The organism is Rhizobium sp. BE258 (assembly GCF_031457345.1).
Lineage (GTDB): Bacteria > Pseudomonadota > Alphaproteobacteria > Rhizobiales > Rhizobiaceae > Rhizobium.
In genome coordinates, this window is sequence record NZ_JAVDWL010000006.1 from 169,780 (window position 1) to 187,528 (window position 17,749).

The 17,749-nt window shown below is 61.5% G+C and carries 12 protein-coding genes; 7 read left to right on the forward strand and 5 right to left on the reverse strand.

The window, feature by feature from the left end; all coding sequences use genetic code 11:
* Positions 1–4: 4 nt before the first annotated feature.
* The 4 genes from J2X43_RS21375 to J2X43_RS21390 all read right to left on the reverse strand — a co-directional run bounded on the left by J2X43_RS21375 (position 5) and on the right by J2X43_RS21390 (position 7,430).
* Positions 5–3,328 (reverse strand): transglutaminase family protein, encoded by a 3,324-nt coding sequence (locus J2X43_RS21375; protein ID WP_310296983.1) that lies wholly within the window; start codon positions 3,326–3,328, stop codon positions 5–7.
* A 109-nt stretch (positions 3,329–3,437) separates the two neighbouring features.
* Positions 3,438–4,820 carry a sensor histidine kinase N-terminal domain-containing protein gene (locus tag J2X43_RS21380; RefSeq protein ID WP_310296985.1) on the reverse strand — a complete coding sequence of 461 codons (1,383 nt, stop codon included), beginning with the start codon at positions 4,818–4,820 and terminating at the stop codon, positions 3,438–3,440.
* Positions 4,817–5,494: a response regulator transcription factor gene (locus J2X43_RS21385; protein WP_310296987.1), complete on the reverse strand. Its 678-nt coding sequence runs from the start codon at positions 5,492–5,494 to the stop codon at positions 4,817–4,819. Before J2X43_RS21385 ends, J2X43_RS21380 begins: the two co-directional genes overlap by 4 nt.
* A gap of 70 nt (positions 5,495–5,564) precedes the next feature.
* Positions 5,565–7,430 (reverse strand): adenylate/guanylate cyclase domain-containing protein, encoded by a 1,866-nt coding sequence (locus tag J2X43_RS21390; RefSeq protein ID WP_112385559.1) that lies wholly within the window; start codon positions 7,428–7,430, stop codon positions 5,565–5,567.
* Positions 7,431–7,564: 134 nt separating this feature from the next.
* Here J2X43_RS21390 and J2X43_RS21395 point away from each other — a divergent pair, with 134 nt between their 5' ends.
* Positions 7,565–8,629, forward strand: coding sequence for an ABC transporter substrate-binding protein (locus J2X43_RS21395; RefSeq protein WP_310296991.1), 1,065 nt, complete (start codon positions 7,565–7,567; stop codon positions 8,627–8,629).
* On the opposite strand, the gene J2X43_RS21400 is transcribed toward J2X43_RS21395, so the two are convergent.
* Positions 8,544–9,575: an acetylxylan esterase gene (locus J2X43_RS21400; RefSeq protein ID WP_310296993.1), complete on the reverse strand. Its 1,032-nt coding sequence runs from the start codon at positions 9,573–9,575 to the stop codon at positions 8,544–8,546. The genes J2X43_RS21395 and J2X43_RS21400 overlap by 86 nt on opposite strands.
* 418 nt (positions 9,576–9,993) lie before the next feature.
* Here J2X43_RS21400 and J2X43_RS21405 point away from each other — a divergent pair, with 418 nt between their 5' ends.
* The 6 genes from J2X43_RS21405 (at position 9,994) to J2X43_RS21430 (ending at position 17,648) form a co-directional block, all read left to right on the forward strand.
* Positions 9,994–11,922: a HAMP domain-containing methyl-accepting chemotaxis protein gene (locus J2X43_RS21405; protein ID WP_310296995.1), complete on the forward strand. Its 1,929-nt coding sequence runs from the start codon at positions 9,994–9,996 to the stop codon at positions 11,920–11,922.
* Positions 11,923–12,236: 314 nt separating this feature from the next.
* A complete protein-coding gene (locus tag J2X43_RS21410) occupies positions 12,237–13,181 on the forward strand; it encodes a tripartite tricarboxylate transporter substrate binding protein (RefSeq protein WP_310296998.1) in 945 nt (314 codons plus the stop codon).
* On the forward strand, positions 13,178–13,669 hold the full coding sequence (locus J2X43_RS21415; protein WP_112516788.1) for a tripartite tricarboxylate transporter TctB family protein: 492 nt from the start codon (positions 13,178–13,180) through the stop codon (positions 13,667–13,669). The genes J2X43_RS21410 and J2X43_RS21415 overlap by 4 nt, the downstream gene beginning before the upstream one ends.
* Positions 13,670–13,681: 12 nt before the next feature.
* Complete coding sequence (locus J2X43_RS21420) at positions 13,682–15,199, forward strand: tripartite tricarboxylate transporter permease (protein ID WP_112516787.1); 1,518 nt, start codon at positions 13,682–13,684, stop codon at positions 15,197–15,199.
* Positions 15,200–15,472: 273 nt separating this feature from the next.
* Positions 15,473–17,302: a HAMP domain-containing methyl-accepting chemotaxis protein gene (locus J2X43_RS21425; protein WP_310297003.1), complete on the forward strand. Its 1,830-nt coding sequence runs from the start codon at positions 15,473–15,475 to the stop codon at positions 17,300–17,302.
* 178 nt (positions 17,303–17,480) lie between these two features.
* Positions 17,481–17,648, forward strand: a complete 168-nt coding sequence (locus J2X43_RS21430; RefSeq protein ID WP_310297006.1) for a hypothetical protein — start codon at positions 17,481–17,483, stop codon at positions 17,646–17,648.
* Positions 17,649–17,749: the final 101 nt, after the last annotated feature.

The following is a 17,749-nucleotide window of genomic DNA, read 5'->3' on the forward strand; positions in this document are numbered from 1 at the left end:
TAGCCTAAAGCCCTGCCGGACGCCGGAGATCCAGCGTCAGAGGGAATTCTTGCGAACCCGTTTCGGCACGCGGAATGAAGCCGCCTGCGGTATGTCCCCACGGCTCGAACCGGGCAAGCCGCCGTGCTTCCGCTTCGTTGCCGTTGACTGGGAAGGTGTCATAGTTGCGGCCGCCCGGATGGGCAACATGGTAGATACAGCCGCCGATCGAACGCTTCGACCATGTATCATAAATGTCGAAGGTCAGCGGCGTGTTGACCGGCAATACCGGATGCAGGCCCGACGATGGCTGCCAGGCCTTGTAGCGGACACCAGCGACGGAAACACCCGACGTGCCGGTTGGGGTCAGCGGCAGGGTACGGCCGTTGCAGGTCACGGTGTAGCGGGCGCTGTTGCTGGTTTCGAGACGAACCTGCAGACGCTCGACGGAGCTGTCGACATAGCGGACCGTGCCGCCGATCGCGCCTTCTTCGCCCATCACATGCCAGGGCTCCAATGCTTGGCGAACTTCGAGCTTCGAGCCTTCGTATTCCACCCCGCCGCAGAAGGGGAAGCGGAACTCGAGCTGCGCCTTGAACCATTCCGGGCTGAGATCGAAGCCGTTTTCTCTGAGATCCGCCAGCACATCCATGAAGTCGGCCCAGACGAAATGCGGCAGCATGAAACGATCGTGCAGCGAGGTGCCCCAGCGCACGAAGCCGCCATCGGCCGGGTTCTTCCAGAAGCGGGCGATCAGGGCGCGGACCAGTAGCTGCTGGGCGAGCGACATGCGGGCGTTGGGCGGCATCTCGAAACCGCGGAACTCGACGAGGCCGAGCCGCCCCGTCGGTCCGTCGGGCGAGAACATCTTGTCGATACAGATTTCGGCACGATGGGTGTTGCCGGTCACGTCGATCAGCAGGTTGCGGAAGAGGCGATCGACCAGCCATGGGAGCGGCGTGACGCCATGGCCCGGCATCGGCACCTGCGCCATGGCGATCTCGAGTTCATAGAGGCTGTCGTGGCGGGCCTCGTCGATGCGCGGCGCCTGGCTGGTCGGGCCGATGAACATGCCGGAGAAGAGGTAGGATAGCGACGGATGCCGCTGCCAGTGCAGGACCAGGCTTTTCAGCAGGTCGGGACGGCGCAGGAACGGGCTGTCGCCGGGGTTCGCGCCGCCGACGACGACATGGTTGCCGCCGCCGGTGCCGGTGTGGCGGCCGTCGATCATGAACTTGTCGGCGCCAAGTCTTGTGGTGCGCGCTTCCTCGTAGACGGCAGTGGTGATGTCGACGCAATCCTGCCAGTTCGCGGCCGGATGAATGTTGACCTCGATGACACCAGGGTCGGGCGCGACGCGGATGACGTTGATCCGTTCGTCCTGCGGCGGCGAGTAACCCTCGATATGAACAGGCAGGTTTAGTTCGCGGGCGGCATTTTCCGCCGCGGCGATCAGCTCGAGATAATCCTCGATGCGCTCGACCGGCGGCATGAAGACGCAAAGCCTGCCGTCGCGCGGTTCGACCGACATGGCGGTGCGCACTGCGCCGCCGATCTCGCCGATCGTCTGCTCGACACGCGCCTGGCTGCTGTCATCCGTCTGGCGCGAGGCTTCCGGCATTGCCCGGCCTGCCGGCACCACGACATCCGCCAGCGGCTGGCGCGGGATCGAAGGGTCGGCGGTGTGGATATAGGGATAGCGTGACGGCGGAACGTAGGGCAGGGTGCCGAGCGGCAGCCGGTAGCCGACCGGGCTGTCACCCGGGACGAGGAAGATCTTGCCGCGGCGGGTGCGCCACTTTTCGCTGACCCAGCGCTGGCCCGATGCCTTGGAATTCCAGGCCTGAACCGGGAGGATATAGCCGGTCGCGACCGTCAGGCCGCGCTCGAAGACGCGGGCGATGCGGTTGCGTTCTTCGGGGTCCTTGAGCTTGGAATTGGACGGATCGACATTTTCGGGGAGGCTGCCCTCCTTGACGATCCATTCGGCCGGGTCTTCGTAAGCGGGCAGAACCATCTCCGGCTCGATCGTCAGTTCTCGCGCGATCGCCGTCAGAAGCTTTCCGGCGTCGTCGGCGGTGACGCCGGCATCCGTGCCTTCGGTTGCGATGAGATCGGGATTTTGCCAGATCGGCAGACCGTCCTTGCGCCAGTAGAGCGAGAAGGTCCAGCGCGGCAGGCTTTCGCCCGGATACCACTTGCCCTGGCCATAGTGCAGGAAGCCGCCGGGGGCGAAGCGCTCGCGGAGCTTGCGGATCAGCACATCGGCCTTTTCGCGCTTGGTCGGGCCAACGGCGTCGGTATTCCATTCCTCGGATTCGAAATCGTCGATGGAGACGAAGGTCGGCTCGCCGCCCATGGTCAGGCGAACGTCCTCCGCCTGGAGGACGCGGTCGATTGTCTCGCCGAGCGCGTTCAGTTCGTCCCAGCTTTCATCGGAGAAAGGCTTGGTGATGCGCGGGTGCTCGGCGACGCGAGACACCCTCATGTCGAAGCCGAATTCGGTGTTGGCTTCGCCGAAATAGCCGCCGGTGATCGGCGCGGCATTGCGGAAATGCGGCGTCGCGGCCAGGGGGATGTGGCTCTCGCCGGTCAGCAATCCCGACGTCGGGTCCAGGCCCACCCAGCCGGCGCCGGGGAGATAGACCTCAGCCCAGGCATGAAGGTCGGTGAAATCGACTTCGGTTCCCGACGGGCCGTCCAGCGCCTTCAGATCGGGCGCCAGCTGGATCAGGTAGCCGGAGACGAAGCGGGCGGCGAGGCCGAGATGGCGCAGGATCTGGACGAGCAGCCAGCTGGTGTCGCGGCAGGAGCCAAGCGCGCTTCCAAGCGTTTCCTCGGGCGTCTGCACCCCGGTTTCCATGCGAATGACATAGCCGATCTGCTGCTGCAGGCGGGCATTGAGGCCAACGACCATATCGACCGTCGGCTGGCCGGGCGTATAGTCGAGCGTCTCCAGAAAGGCCTTCAGCCGCTGCCCGGGCTCTTCCGGCTTCATGTAGATCGAGAGATCTTCGCGCAGCGTTTCGGGATAATCGAAGGGCCACCTCGTCGCTTCCTCTTCGACGAAGAAGTCGAAGGGGTTGTAGACTGTCATGTCGGCGACGAGATCGACTTCGATCTTGAATTCGGTGACCGGGTCCGGAAAAACGTAGCGGGCGAGATAGTTGCCGTAGGGGTCCTGCTGCAGGTTCACGAAATGGTTCGACGGCGTGACCTTCAGCGAATGACTGAGGACGCGGGTCTTCGAATGCGAGGCCGGTTTGAGGCGGATGACCTGCGGCCCCAGGCGGACCGGCTTGTCATATTTATAGTGCGTCAAATGATAGATGCTGGCCTTGATCGACATATTTCGCCTTATCCGGCGCCGCGTCGTTGCACGGCTTTGCTGTTCCCAAGGGGATAGTGTGCAATGCAGCGAAAGAATGCAAGGCGCAAAGGTTAACGGCTGAAAGTGTTTACGACGCTTTCGCGAATGTCACCGAAGCCGTCAGGCCCTTGCCGCCGGAGGCACTGCCAAGCGACAGGCTCGCATTGAAGAGATTGGCGATTTCTTCGACGATCGGCAGACCGAGGCCGGCGCCCGGCGCAGCCGAGTCGTTACCGCGCGAGAAGCGGCGGCGCACGGCATCCAATTTCTCCGGCGGAATGCCGGGACCGTTGTCCTCGATCTCCAGCCGCACGGAATCCTTGTCGCTGATGATCCTGACCGTGACCTCAGCGCCTTTCCCGGCATATGCAATGGCGTTGCCGGTCAGATTGCGCAGCAGCTCACCGATCAGCAGCGGCTCAGCGCGGATCATTGCTACACCTTCGCCTTCAAAGCCAAGGTCGATACCGGCTTCTGCCGCGGTCGGGATGAGTTCGCCGGTGATCTCCTGCGCGATTGCTGCAAGGTCGATCGCCGAAGCCGTGAGCGCTTCCTTTGCCGCCGCCGCGTCGATCTTTGCCATCAGCAGCAACTGGGCGAGGATGCGCTCGGCATGAGCGACGGCCTGATCACCCTTGAGGGCGGAGCGATGCGCCTCGTCAAGCGTTGCGGCGCGCACCGAGAGCGCAAGCTGGGTGCGGATGATCGCCAGCGGCGTGCGCAGCTGGTGACTGGCGTTGCCGGTGAAATTGCGCAGAGCTTCGAGCGCCGATTGAAGGCGGACCATGAAGCTGTTGACCGTATCGACCAGCGGTTCGACTTCGCTCGGTACCAGTTGCTCGATCGGGTGCAGGTCGTCGGGGCTGCGCTCGCCGATCGCGTCGCGGAGTTTGTAGAGCGGGCGGAGTGCCACAGTAACCGAAATCCAGACGATGACGGCGGCGCCCGCGATCATGAAGAGAAGCCGCAGCGCCGAGCGGAAGAGGATGGCGCGGGCAAGCTGGCGGCGGGCGATGGTGGTTTCAGCAACCGTCACCGAGAAGGGAACGGAGCGGATGCCGGTGGAGGCCGACCGCCTCAAGGTGGCAACGCGGATCGGCTCGCCGCGGAACGTGTCATCGGCGAAGCCCGCGACCTCGCCTTGCGTATCGGCGAGTGCGGGCAAGGCTTGATAGCCGGTGATGAATTCTCCGGGCGGTCCGTCGACGCGGTAGAAGACGCGGTCCTGGGCGGCCGAGGTCAGCATTTCCAGGGCCACATAGGGGATATCGACCTCAAGCGTACCGTCTTCGGCCACGACAACCCGTTCGGCAATCGCCAGTGCGGAACCTGCGAGCACGCGGTCGGAGACGATATTGGATGTCTGGATTGCTTCCCGATAGGTGTCGGCGAGCGCCAGCGTTCCGATGATGGCAGTCGAGATCAGCAGCCAGAAGAGCAGCCTGCGGCGCAGCGAATAGGCGGCCCTCATGCAGCCTCGGTCAGTTTGTCGAGATAATAGCCGATACCGCGGGCCGTCTTCACCGTCAGGCCGTAAGGCGCGAGCCGTTTGCGCAGGCGGCTGACATATTGCTCGATGGCATTGGCCGAGATGTCGTCGTCGAAGGCGGTCAGCGACTGGATGATCGCTTCCTTGGCGACGACCTTGCCGGCGCGCATGAAGAGGATTTCGAGCAGGCCGAGTTCGCGGGCGGGGATATCGATCTGCACGCCGGCTGCCGAGAATGTGCGGGAATTGAGATCGAAGGAAACAGGACCGTAGATGACGGTTGCCGAATGCAGCCCTGCCTGACGGCGCAGGAGGACGCGGACGCGGGCCTCGAATTCGGCAATGTCGAAGGGCTTGATGAGGTAGTCGTCAGCGCCGAGATCGAGTCCGCGGACCCGCTCTTCCGGCGTGCCGCGGGCCGTCAGGATCAGCACCGCAGCCTTGCTCTGACGGGCGCGCATGTTGCGCAGCACCTCAAGGCCATCCATTTCAGGCAGGTTCAGATCGAGGATGACGAGATCGAAATTCTCGGCGGCGATCACCGCGTTTGCCGAGGCGCCGTCATGAACGACATCGACCGCATGGCCCGTCCCGCGCAAGATCGCAGACAGGCCATCGGCAAGCGCGACATTGTCTTCGGTCAGCAGGATGCGCACGGATGTTTCCTTGTTGGAAAACAAGATTACAGGGCGGGTGCGCCGCTGTCATCATCGGCCGTGCTCATTCTCACGCTGTACGTGCAGCCTCCTGTTCCTTGCGGGCGGCATCCAGCAGCCGGTGGAATCGCGGGTCCGAGCGGATGTTGTCGAGGTCGGAATCGTTCTCGAACCACATGATGTGATAGACCGAACTGCGCGGCAGCAGCTTTTCCAGCAGGGCAAGGGCCTCGTCGGTGTCGCCGAGGACGGAATAGACACAGGCGAGATTGTATTGCGCGACGATGTCGTTCGGATCGATGGCAATCGCGCGCGCTGCCCAGTTGCGGGCGCGTGCCCTGTCGCCGAGATGGGCGAGCGCGAGCGCGCCGCGATGCGACGGGCCGGAATTTTCCGGATTGAGGCTGACGGCGCGTTCGGCCCGGAGAATGCCAAGCTTCGCCCAGTTCTCAGTATCGGCCGGACGCCCCATCGACCGGTAGACGCTCATCAGGTGGATCGGGGAGACGTAGTCGTCGGTGCGGATATGGGCGGCGCGGGTGAAATAATGCGCGGCATTGGCATAGTCGCCATGCATGAAGAAGAAGCGGGCATAGTGGAAGTTCGCCTCATAGAGGTTCGGATCCAGGCTCAAGGCTCGCTCGAAAGCTTCGATTGCCTGTTCCCGCTGACCGTTCTGGTGCAGCGCAAGGCCGCGCGAGGCATGGGCTTCGGCGAGATCGGGATTGAGCTCGAGTGCCCGGGCGCTCGCCGTCAGGATCTGCTGCACCGAGACCTTGCCCGGATCCCAATCGCGGATCGCCGCATCGCAATCGGCGATGCCGGCATAGGCGCGGCCATAATCGGGGTCGAGCTCGACGGCCTTTTCGAACATGCGGCGGGCAAGCAGCAGATATGATTTCGTCCAGGTATGGGAGAGCTGCCGGCCGCGCAGGTAATAGGTATAGGCCTCCACATTGGCCGTCGGCTCTTCGGCGATTGCCTTCTTTTCTTCGGGCAGCAGCCGGATCTTCAGCTGGCCGACGATCGAATTGGCGATCTCGTCCTGGATGGCGAAGATATCTGTCAGGTTGCGATCATAACGGTCGGCCCAGAGGTGGTCGCCGTTGCTGGTGTCGATAAGGTGGCTGGAGATGCGCACGCGGTTGCCTGCCATCCGCACGCTTCCCTCCAGCACATAGCGGACGCCAAGCTCCTGAGCGAGCTGCTTGATGCGGACCGACGTCCCCTTGTAGGTGAAGACGGTGTGGCGTGACACGACATGCAGGCTCGACACTTTCGAGAGGTCGGTGATGATGTCCTCGGTAATGCCGTCGGAGAAATAGTCCTGATCGGCATCGCCGCTCATGTTGGTGAAGGGCAGAACGGCGATGAAGCAGGTGTTGCGGCGTTGCGTTGCCGCACGGCTGCTGCCGGCACCCTTGTTGATGTCGATCGTATAGACCTGCACCGGCTGCTTGATGTTCTTCAGTGCATGCTCGCCCTGCAGGTCGAAGCCGACATTAAGGCGCGTGCCGACCTGGTCGCGGACGGAGCTCGACACGCAGATGCCACCTGGCTGCGCAAGCTTTTCCAGCCTGGCCGCGACGTTGACACCATCGCCGAAGACATCGCCGTCCTGGAGAACGACGTCGCCAAGGTTGATGCCGATGCGGAACTCGATGCGCTGTTCCTTCGGCACGCCCTCATTGCGGGCCGCCATGTTTCGCTGGATCTCGACGGCGCAGGCAACGGCATTCACAACGCTCTGGAACTCGACAAGCATTCCGTCGCCTGTCAGCTTGAAAGTCCGGCCCTTGTAGTCGGAGATCCTGACATCGATCAGTTCACAGCGGTGACGATTGAGCGCCTGAAGAGTTCCGGATTCATCGACCCCCATCAGACGGCTGTAGCCCACGACGTCGGCAGCGAGAATTGCGCTCAGCCGTCGTTCCAATATCCCCTCCATGAAAACGGTCTAATTTAGCTTAACTTCTTTTATAGTTTTTGTCGCGGTAGGCCCGCAATTTTGCTTGAGCTGCAGCGAGGCTCACGCTTGCTCGTCCTTTCTACGCATGCAATCCTTTGCGGATGAGGAGACTTTTCATACTTTTACTGATGCTCTGTCCGGGCTTTGCCTATGGCAACCAGACCTTCTACCCGTCGAAATCCGGAAAGGCGGATGCGCGGGTGCTGACTGTCTATTCGTCACTCGACGAGCCTTTGGCCAAGCCGATGATCACAGGCTTCCAGGATGCCAATCCCGATGTGGCGATCCGCTACGAGGATATGCTGACCGGGGAAATCTACGATCGCATTGTGCGGGAGACCGATGCCGGCAAGAAGACCGCCGACTTTGCCTTCTCATCCGCCATGGATCTGCAGGTAAAGCTGTCGAACGACGGCTATGCGCAAGTAAGCAACCTGCCGATGAGCGGGCAGTGGCCGAAATGGGCGAACTGGCGCAACACCGCCTATGCGCTGACCTTCGAGCCCGCCGTCTTCGTCTATCACAAGCCGAGTTTCGTACATGAGCCGGTGCCATCCTCGCGGGCCGAGTTCGTCGATTACCTGAAGCGCAAGGGAAATAGCGTCTATGGCCGGATCGGTACCTATGACATCGAGCGCTCCGGCGTCGGCTTCCTGTTCATGGCGCGCGATCAGGAGCAGTTCGGCGATATATGGTCGGTGATCGGGGCGATGGGGGCGGCGGGCGTCAAGCTCTATTCCACAAGCTCGGCGATCCTGGAGCGTGTCGCTGACGGCCGCTTCGTGCTCGGGTACAATATCCTCGGCTCCTACGCCGCCGATTGGGCGGCACGGCATCCCGATGTCGGCATCGTGCTGCCGAAGGACTATACGGTCGTCATGTCGCGCATCGGTCTTGTGCCGCAGGCCGCTGCCGATCCGGAACTTGGGCGGCAATATCTGTCCTTCTTCATGTCGAAGCAGGGGCAGACGATCATGGCGCGCGAACTGCAAATCCCGGCCGTCAGCCCCGAAGTTGCCGGCGACAATACCGCCAATACGATGCAGGAACTGCTTGGCGCCCAGCTGAAGCCGGTTCCTGTCAGTCCGGGACTGATGGTCTATCTCGATCAGGTGAAGCGGGCGCGGCTGATTGCGCATTGGAATGAGGTTCTGCGCCGGCAGTGAAGAATAGGGCGACCTTGGTGCGCAGCTCTTCGTTCTGTTCGGCGGCACCGTCATAGTCGAAGTGACCGGCATCGAGAACGAAGATCTCCTTGGATCCCGGCAGGGCATTGGCGACCGAAAACTGGCAGGGTGGCGCGACGGCGGGATCGAAACGCGCTGCGGCGACAAGCATCGGCACCTTGATGCGTGTTGCAGCCGTTGCCGCATCGAAGAAGCGCAGCGTTTCAAGCACATTGCCGTGCTTGCGCTGATATTGCTGCACGGAATCAGCGCTGCCCACCGTCGGCAACCGCAGCCAGAGCGGACGGTTTCCGAATGTCGGAACGGCGAGAAAGCCGCGGTCGATCCTGGTGTCGAACGGGATCGCCAGGGCACCCAGCCCGCCGCCGAAGCTGACACCCGAATAGCCGATGCGGCCTTCCAGCCAAGGATAGAGTTCGATCAGGGCCGAGACGGCCAGCCAGATATCCTCGACGCAGCCGCCGATCACATAGCTGTCGCGGCTTTCGATGCCATGAAGTACATGGCCGCTGGCCTCTGAGGGAATTGGCGGGTGGGCGCTTCGCGACATGCCGCGGGCGCAGAAGAACAGGACGGCGGTTTCTTCCACAGGCACGTCGAATTCCGGCTGATCGCGTCCGCCGTAGCCATGGCCAACCACCAAGCCGCGCTTGATTGCACTTCGCTTTGGCAGCAGCAGCCAGCCGCCGATCGCGACTCCGTCCGTCGATGCATAGGAGATATCGAGGACATTCCAGTCCGCATGCTGCAGCTCGCTGCGGGAGAGCGAGGGTTTGGGATCGGCGTTGATCGCCTTTGCGTATCGCGCATTCCAGAACGCATCGAAACCATCCGGCGCTGCCGGCGGACGGATCGATTCCAGCGCCGGCAAAGTGGCGCCATAGGTTGGGTCGAAATGAAACGGGTGGGCGCGCGGGATGGTCATGCGACATTCTTTTCCCGAAAGCGGCGGCGGCGCAAGCGTGGTTTCGTTGTGGCAGCGAGGCTTCTTTCCGTTGCCTCGACATTACTTGAGAATATTCGAAATATGAAATGTTGATGCTGTTTCTGCAGAAGAAAATTTTACTCATGAAGTAAGAAAAACTTAGTTCATCTGAAATCATCCGAAAATGCTGTTCTTTACATCTCTTTTTACAAATTTCGTTGTTTTCATTGTCAAATTTTATAGTCGGCATTTAGCGAAAATTAATCGAAAACCGGTGGTTATTCTCACTATGAAACGACAGGCGCGGCGTCGTCCCGAACGGCCGTGCGGGCGGCATGATGCTGCAAGCCAATTCTCACCACACTGCCAGGAGCTATGCATCGCGGATGCCCGGTTCCCCTTTTCAGAGGTTCTTTTCATGAAGCGTCCCAACGTCAAAGCATCGATGATCGGCATATTCTCGCTGATCGCCATCCTGTTTGCCCTGACGGGCTATATTTCGCTGCGCAGCCTGAGCACGTTCAACGAGAACGCCGACGATTTTGCGACCAGCTATCTGCCCGGCGTGTCCAAGGCAAACGACATCCAGCTCGCACGTTACTCGCTGCGTGGTTCATATGGCGATTACGTCATGGGCCGTACGGAAGGTGGTGCCGATGGCTTCGTGAAGAAGATCAAGACCAAGCAGGCGGCTCTCTTGAAGGCCGTCGCCGACTTCAAGGATCAGGTCAATACCGACGCCGAGCGTGAGGCCTTCACCTCGATCGACGATACGTCCTCGAAATATGTTGCGGCTGGCGACAACCTGATCGCTCTCGTTAAGGCCGGCGAAAAGCAGAAGGCAATCGATGCTTTCGACAAGGATCTCGGCCCGATCGCCGACGAACTGGCGGCAAGCGTCGACAAGGTGGTGAAGTCCAATCAGGCCCTGGCCGCCAGCGCCGCTGCCGAAAACCGTTCGGAGTTCAGCCGCACGCTTCTGCTGCTCAGCGTCATTCTCGGCGTCAGCGCGCTGCTCGTCTGCGGCGCGGCCTATTTCGGCATTGCCGGTATCGCCAACGCCATCGGCCGTATCACCGGCGCGATGCGTTCGCTTGCCAATGGCGACACGCATCTGACGATTGCTGATGCCCATCGCGGCGATGAGATCGGCGAGATGGCAAAGGCCGTCGAGATTTTCCGTCAGGCGGCGATCGAGAACATCAAGCTGCAGAGCGATGCGGAAGCAAGTCGCGTGCGGGCCGAGGCTGACCGCGCCCGCCTGACCCGCGAAGCCGAAGCTGCCGCACAGACACGCCTGGTCGAGGCAACTGCTGGTCTCGCTTCCGGTCTCAAGCGCCTGGCGGCAGGTGATCTGAGCTTCCAGCTCAACGACGCCTTCGCGCCTGATTTCGAGCCGCTGCGTCAGGATCTGAACGATGCCGTCATGCAGCTCGGCAACACGATGAAGTCCATCGCCTCGTCGGCCGGTGCGATCGACACCGGCACCCGCGAAATCGGCAGCGGCGCCGACGACCTGTCGAAGCGCACCGAACAGCAGGCCGCCTCGCTCGAAGAAACCGCTGCTGCACTCGACGAGATCACGGTCAATGTCTCTAACTCCTCCAAGCGCGCCGATGAGGCTCGCCAGGTCGCTATCCAGGCGAACGAGAGTGCGGCACGATCCGGGCAGGTGGTGTCCAACGCCGTCAACGCCATGCAGAAGATCGAGCAGTCTTCGAACCAGATCTCCAGCATTATCGGCGTCATCGACGAGATTGCCTTCCAGACCAACCTTCTGGCTCTGAATGCCGGTGTCGAGGCGGCGCGTGCCGGTGAAGCCGGCAAGGGCTTTGCCGTCGTTGCACAGGAAGTGCGCGAGCTCGCCCAGCGCTCGGCTGAAGCTGCCAAGCAGATCAAGGACCTGATCCGCAATTCTTCGGTCGAAGTGCAGGGCGGCGTTCAGCTGGTTCGCGAAACCGGCGATGCGTTGAAGACGATTGAGAACCTGATCGTCTCGATCAACCAGCACATGGATGCGATCGCGACGTCCTCGCGTGAGCAGTCCACCGGACTGAGCGAAGTCAACAGCGCCGTTAACCAGATGGACCAGGTGACCCAGCAGAACGCCGCGATGGTCGAGGAAACCAATGCGGCTAGCGCGACACTCGCCACCGAAGCCGTCCGCCTTCGCGACCTGATCGCCAATTTCAAGCTGTCGGGCGAAAGCCATCATGCCTCGTCTTCGGACGTGGAAGCCTTGCGCCGCACCGCGTCTGCGATGGCTCGTAGTGCTCCGCGGGCACCGGCGCCGGTCTATCGCAGCCACGGCAACGCTGCCGTGCAACAGGAATGGTCTGAATTCTAAGCCGCAAAGGCAGATTTTCAGCACAGGATGACCTTACGGCCGGTCCGCGTAAATGCGGACCGGCCGCTTTCGTTTCCGGCGATGCCGAGCGAAATTGCGGCAAAAAAGTGTCATCAGCCTCTGGATGTGTGGCCGGTGTCAGCTAAATGACAGCTTCTTGTGGTGCGTTCGGACACTTCTTCTCCGTGGAGGCGGAGGAAGTTTCGGGAGGACTTGCCGTTCACGCGCGATCGATAGCTCGTTCGCCAGTGGCGTGTTCCCCGATCCCTGACAGCAATGACGCGGCATCTATCCGCGCTCAAGGAGGACACGTCTTGAAACATACATTTATTGCCACTCTCTTCGCAGCCGCCATCGCGCTGCCGGCCGCTGCGGCCGATTACACCATCATCGCTCCGGCAGCACCGGGCGGCGGCTGGGACCAGACGGCCCGTTCGCTGCAGACCGTGCTGCAGCAGGAAGGCATCTCCGGCAACGTTCAGGTTCAGAACGTTCCGGGCGCTGGCGGCGCCATCGGCCTCGCGCAGTTTGCCAACCAGAGCGCCGGTAACCCGAACGCCCTGATCGTCGGCGGCTATGTCATGGTCGGCGCGCTACTGACCAACAAGTCTGCCGTGACCCTGAAGGACGTTACGCCGATCGCCCGTCTGACCGGCGAATACGAAGCCGTCGTCGTTCCTGCAGCCTCCGACATCAAGACGCTGGCTGATCTCGTCACCAAGCTGAAGGCTGATCCGGGCGCTGTGTCCTGGGGCGGTGGTTCTGCCGGTGGTACCGACCACATTACGGCTGGCCTGATCGCCAAGGCTTCGGGCGTCGATCCTACGAAGGTCAACTACGTCGCTTTCTCGGGCGGTGGCGAAGCGCTTGCTGCTATCCTCGGTGGTCAGGTTACCGCCGGTATCTCCAGCTACAGCGAATTCGAATCGCAGGTTAAGGCTGGGACGCTGCGCCTGCTCGCCGTTTCGAGCGATGCCCGCCTCGACGGCATTGATGCACCGACGCTGAAGGAAGCTGGTACCGATGTGACCATCCAGAACTGGCGCATGGTTGCCGCGGCTCCCGGTCTGACGGACGAAGAAGTCAAGGCGATTTCGGCTGACGTCGAAAAGCTGCATAAGTCTGCTGCCTGGCAGGAAGTGCTGAAGACCAAGGGTTGGGCAGACACCTACCTCTCGGGCGATGACTTCAAGGCTCAGCTCGACAAGGACGTCGCTTCGACCGAAAGCATCCTCAAAGATATCGGACTGGTAAAATGATTGAGGGCAACACCCCCTCGGCAACGAAGCGCCGCCCTGATTGGGCGGCGCTGGCTATTGCCGTCTTTCTTTTCGCCATTGCTGGCATCATGTTCTGGGATGCCTCGCATCTCAGCGCCATCGCGCAGTACGATCGTATCGGTCCGTCGACCGTGCCGGAATTCGTCGCCTTCGGCCTGGCGGCTCTCGGTCTCTGGACAGTTGCCGAAGCCTGGCGTGGTGAATTTCCCGAGCGCGAAAAGCAGGAAGTACCACCCGTTCTCTGGGTGATTGCCGGTCTTGCCTGTCAGATGATCTTCCTGCGTATCGCAGGGTTCTCGATCGCGACGGGCCTGCTCTTCGCCCTGACCGCGCGCGGTTTCGGCAAGCGTCAGCTGTGGATCTCGATCCCGGTCGGCATCGTCCTGAGTTTCATCGTATGGGTGATCTTCGCCAAGCTGCTGCAGCTGACGCTGCCTGCCGGCTGGCTTGAACATCTGTTCTTCTAAGGTGCAGCCCCCATGAGCACTTTCGAATTCCTTCTGCAGGGCCTGGCTGTCGCATTTCAGCCGATGAACCTGCTCTTCGCCTTTATCGGCGTCATGCTCGGCACCGCCGTCGGCGTCCTCCCGGGCATCGGCCCGGCGCTGACCGTCGCGTTGCTGCTTCCCGCCACCTACAAGCTCGATCCGGGCGGCTCGCTGATCATGTTTGCCGGCATCTATTACGGCGGCATGTATGGCGGCTCGACGACCTCGATCCTTCTTAACACGCCAGGTGAAAGCTCGTCGATCGTCACCGCGCTCGAGGGCAACAAGATGGCCCGCGCCGGACGCGGCGGTCCGGCACTTGCCACAGCTGCCATCGGCTCCTTCGTCGCCGGCCTGATCGCCACGCTTGGTCTCGCCTTCATCGCGCCCTACATCGTCAAGCTGGCGCTGGTCTTCGGTCCGCGCGAGTATTTTGCGCTGATGATCCTCGCCTTCGTCACCGTTTCCTCGGCTTTCGGTGATTCCGCGCTGCGCGGTCTGACATCGCTGTTTATCGGCTTTGCGCTCGCCATGGTCGGCATCGACCAGCAGACCGGCCAGGCGCGCCTCTCCTTCGGCATCCCGGATCTTCTCGACGGCATCGAAGTGACGACGCTTGCTGTCGCCATGTTTGCCATCGGCGAAACGCTCTATATCGCCGCTCAGGGTGACAAGGTGGCCGACAAGGTCGAGGCCGTGAAGGGCTCGCTCTGGATGACGGCTGAAGATTGGAGCCGTTCCTGGAAGGCCTGGCTACGCGGAACCGTGATCGGCTTCCCGATCGGCGCGATGCCGGCCGGTGGTGCTGAAATCGGTACCTTCCTGTCCTACGCGACCGAAAAGCGCCTTTCCAAGAACCCGGAAGAGTTCGGAAAGGGTGCCATCGAGGGCGTTGCCGGTCCTGAGGCCGCCAACAATGCTTCGGCTGCCGGTACCCTCGTGCCACTGCTGACGCTCGGTCTGCCGACGTCTGCGACCGCCGCGATCATGCTCGCCGGTTTCCAGCAGTATGGTCTGCAGCCGGGTCCGCTGCTGTTTGCCACCAATCCGCAGCTCGTCTGGGGCCTGATTGCCAGCCTGCTGCTCGCCAATGCCATGCTGCTGGTTCTCAACCTGCCGCTGATCGGTCTCTGGGTGCGTCTGCTGACGATCCCCAAGCCGTGGCTCTATGCTGGCATCCTGCTGTTTGCGACGCTGGGTACGATCGGCGCCAATCCGTCGGTGTTCGAGCTCGGCATGCTCCTGGCCTTCGGCATTCTCGGCTACGTGATGCGCCTGTTCGGCTATCCGATTGCGCCTGTCGTCGTCGGCCTGATCCTCGGGCCGCTTGCCGAGCAGCAGCTGCGCCGTGCCTTGGCAATCAGCCAGGGCGACCTGACGACCCTCGTCATGTCGCCGATCGCAGCCGGCCTGCTGCTTGTCGCTGCTGCGGCATTCATCATTCCGCTAATCCTTCGCTTGCGCGGACGGGGGCAGGTCCTTTCCCAGCTCGCCGCAAACGAAGACTAACAAAAAGACGGCATCGAACCCCTACCTGTGAGCCGGCCCGTGAAAGCGGGCCGGTTTTTCCGTTTGATGAGACAGAAATGCGGATCATTGAAGAAATTCCCGCGCTCGTTGTTTCTACAATTAATAGATGAAAAGTGTTTTGTTGGGTTAATGCAGCTTTAATCCGTCGGTGCGTATCTAGAGACAATTGTATTGGATTTGACGCGGCACGGCTTCGTCTTCCCATATTGCTCAAATCGAATACTTGCGACTTTAAATTTTCAGGATACCGAGATGAAACGCCCCCGCATCAAAATGCTATTGTCAGCGATCTTCGCTGTTATCGCCCTCATGTTCGGATTGCTTGCCTGGATGTCGATCAGCGGCATGAGCACGCTGAATGGCCAGACCGAGGTGATCGCTTCCAACTGGATCCCGAAAATCGCGACCGGCAAGAGCATCGAGAGCGCTTTCTACCGTCTCGACAATGCCTATTCGACACATATTCTTGCAGGCACGCCTGAGGAGATGAAGGCAGCCGAGGCGCTGATCGCCGAGCGTAACGACGCGCTGGCCAAGCAAATCGACAAATACCGGCCGCTGATCACCACCGCCAAGGGCGCGGAACTGATCAAGGCGATCGAAGGCGGCATCGCCGACTACAAGCAGGCCGCGCAGGAGATGGTGGCGCTTTCGGCAGCCGGCAAGGATGGCGAAGCGAAAGCACTGCTTTCGGGCGATATGCAGGCCAAGATGGCCAAGGCGGCCGGATACCTGAACGACCTTCTCGACTTCAACACCGCGAGCTCGGAAAAAATCCACCTGGAAGGCGCCAGCCTCTTCCAGTCGACACTGTTCATGACCTTCGCGCTGATCGCTGGATGCGCTGCCATTCTGATTGCGGCCGTCATCTTTGCGATTACCGGCATTGCCCGGCCGATCGAAGCCATCACGACGTCGATGAAGGTTCTCGCGGGTGGCAACGATGAGGCGGCCATCCCGTTCTCGGGACGCTCGGACGAAATCGGCGACATGGCGTCGGCCGTCGAAGTGTTCCGCACGAACGCGCTTGCCAACAAGCGCCTCGAACGCGAAGGCGAGCAACAGCGCCACCTGACGGAAGAGCAGCGTCTTCGCGCGGCCGAAAGCGATCGCGTGAAGGCCGAGCAGATGCGCCAGGCGACCTCCGGCCTCGGAAACGGTCTCAGGCATCTGGCGGCGGGCGATCTGTCGTTCCAGCTGGACCAGCCCTTCGCTCCGGATTTCGAAGCTCTTCGTCAGGACTTCAACACCTCGATCACGCAGCTTGCCGATGTGCTGCGTTCCGTATCTTCCAGCGCCTCGTCGATCGACAGCGGCAGCCGCGAGATCAGTCAGAGCGCCAATGACCTGTCTCAGCGCACGGAGCGTCAGGCTTCGTCGCTCGAAGAGACGGCGGCGGCTCTCGACGAGATCACCACCAACGTTGCCAATTCGTCCAAGCGTGTGGATGAGGCGAGGGCGGTTGCGGTTCAGGCAAATCAGAGCGCGTCCAAGTCCGGCGCCGTTGTGTCGGATGCGGTCCATGCGATGGAGCGGATCGAACAGTCTTCGAGCCAGATCTCCAACATCATCGGCGTCATCGACGATATCGCCTTCCAGACCAACCTTCTGGCCCTGAACGCTGGTGTCGAAGCGGCGCGTGCAGGCGAGGCCGGCAAGGGCTTTGCGGTTGTCGCGCAGGAAGTGCGTGAACTGGCGCAGCGCTCGGCGCAGGCCGCGCGCGAGATCAAGGCGCTGATCAGCGCGTCGACCGGCGAAGTCGAAGCAGGTGTACGTCTGGTTCGCGAAACGGGCAATGCGCTGACGGCGATCGGTGACTATGTCGTCACCATTAACCAGCACATGGAAGCGATCGCGACATCGACCCGCGAGCAGTCGCTTGGCCTCACTGAAGTGAATACCGCGGTCAACCAGATGGATCAGGTCACGCAGCAGAATGCAGCGATGGTCGAGGAAACGAGTGCGGCCGGTGCCACGCTGGCGCATGAAAGCGGCCGCCTTCGCGATCTGATCGCCCGCTTCAAGCTTGGGCAATCAGGCGTCCAGCAAGGCTATATGCCTGGGCGCGCCCGCGCCGCCTGATGCGCTCATAAGACAGCTTAAAGATGAAGCGAGCCCGGCCCTGACAAGGCCGGGCTTTTGCGTTTTGCCCCTTGCTCAGGCGTTTTTGCATGGCAGCGCTGAATTTCCGCGACTTGTGGTAGATGCTGCGCTGCATCATATATGAGCAGTCAATAATGAAGCTAAAGCGAGAAAGACAATGTCTTACGTGAAGTCCATTCGTGAAGGTTTCCTCGGTCGCGCCTTCGCCGTTATCGGTGCCGCAAATGCAGTCAGCGCCGCAGTCGATGCAGGCCGCCGTCCGCAGGGCCGCCACCTGAAGGTGCTCGGTATCGATGCCGATGTGTTCGATCATATCCGCCGCTAACAGCCGCTGAGACCAACGCATGAAAATAGCCCGCAACCGGTTGGTCGCGGGCTTTATTTTTGTCTTGATGACTGCGGCCTTGCCCCGCCGCAGTCCTAGTG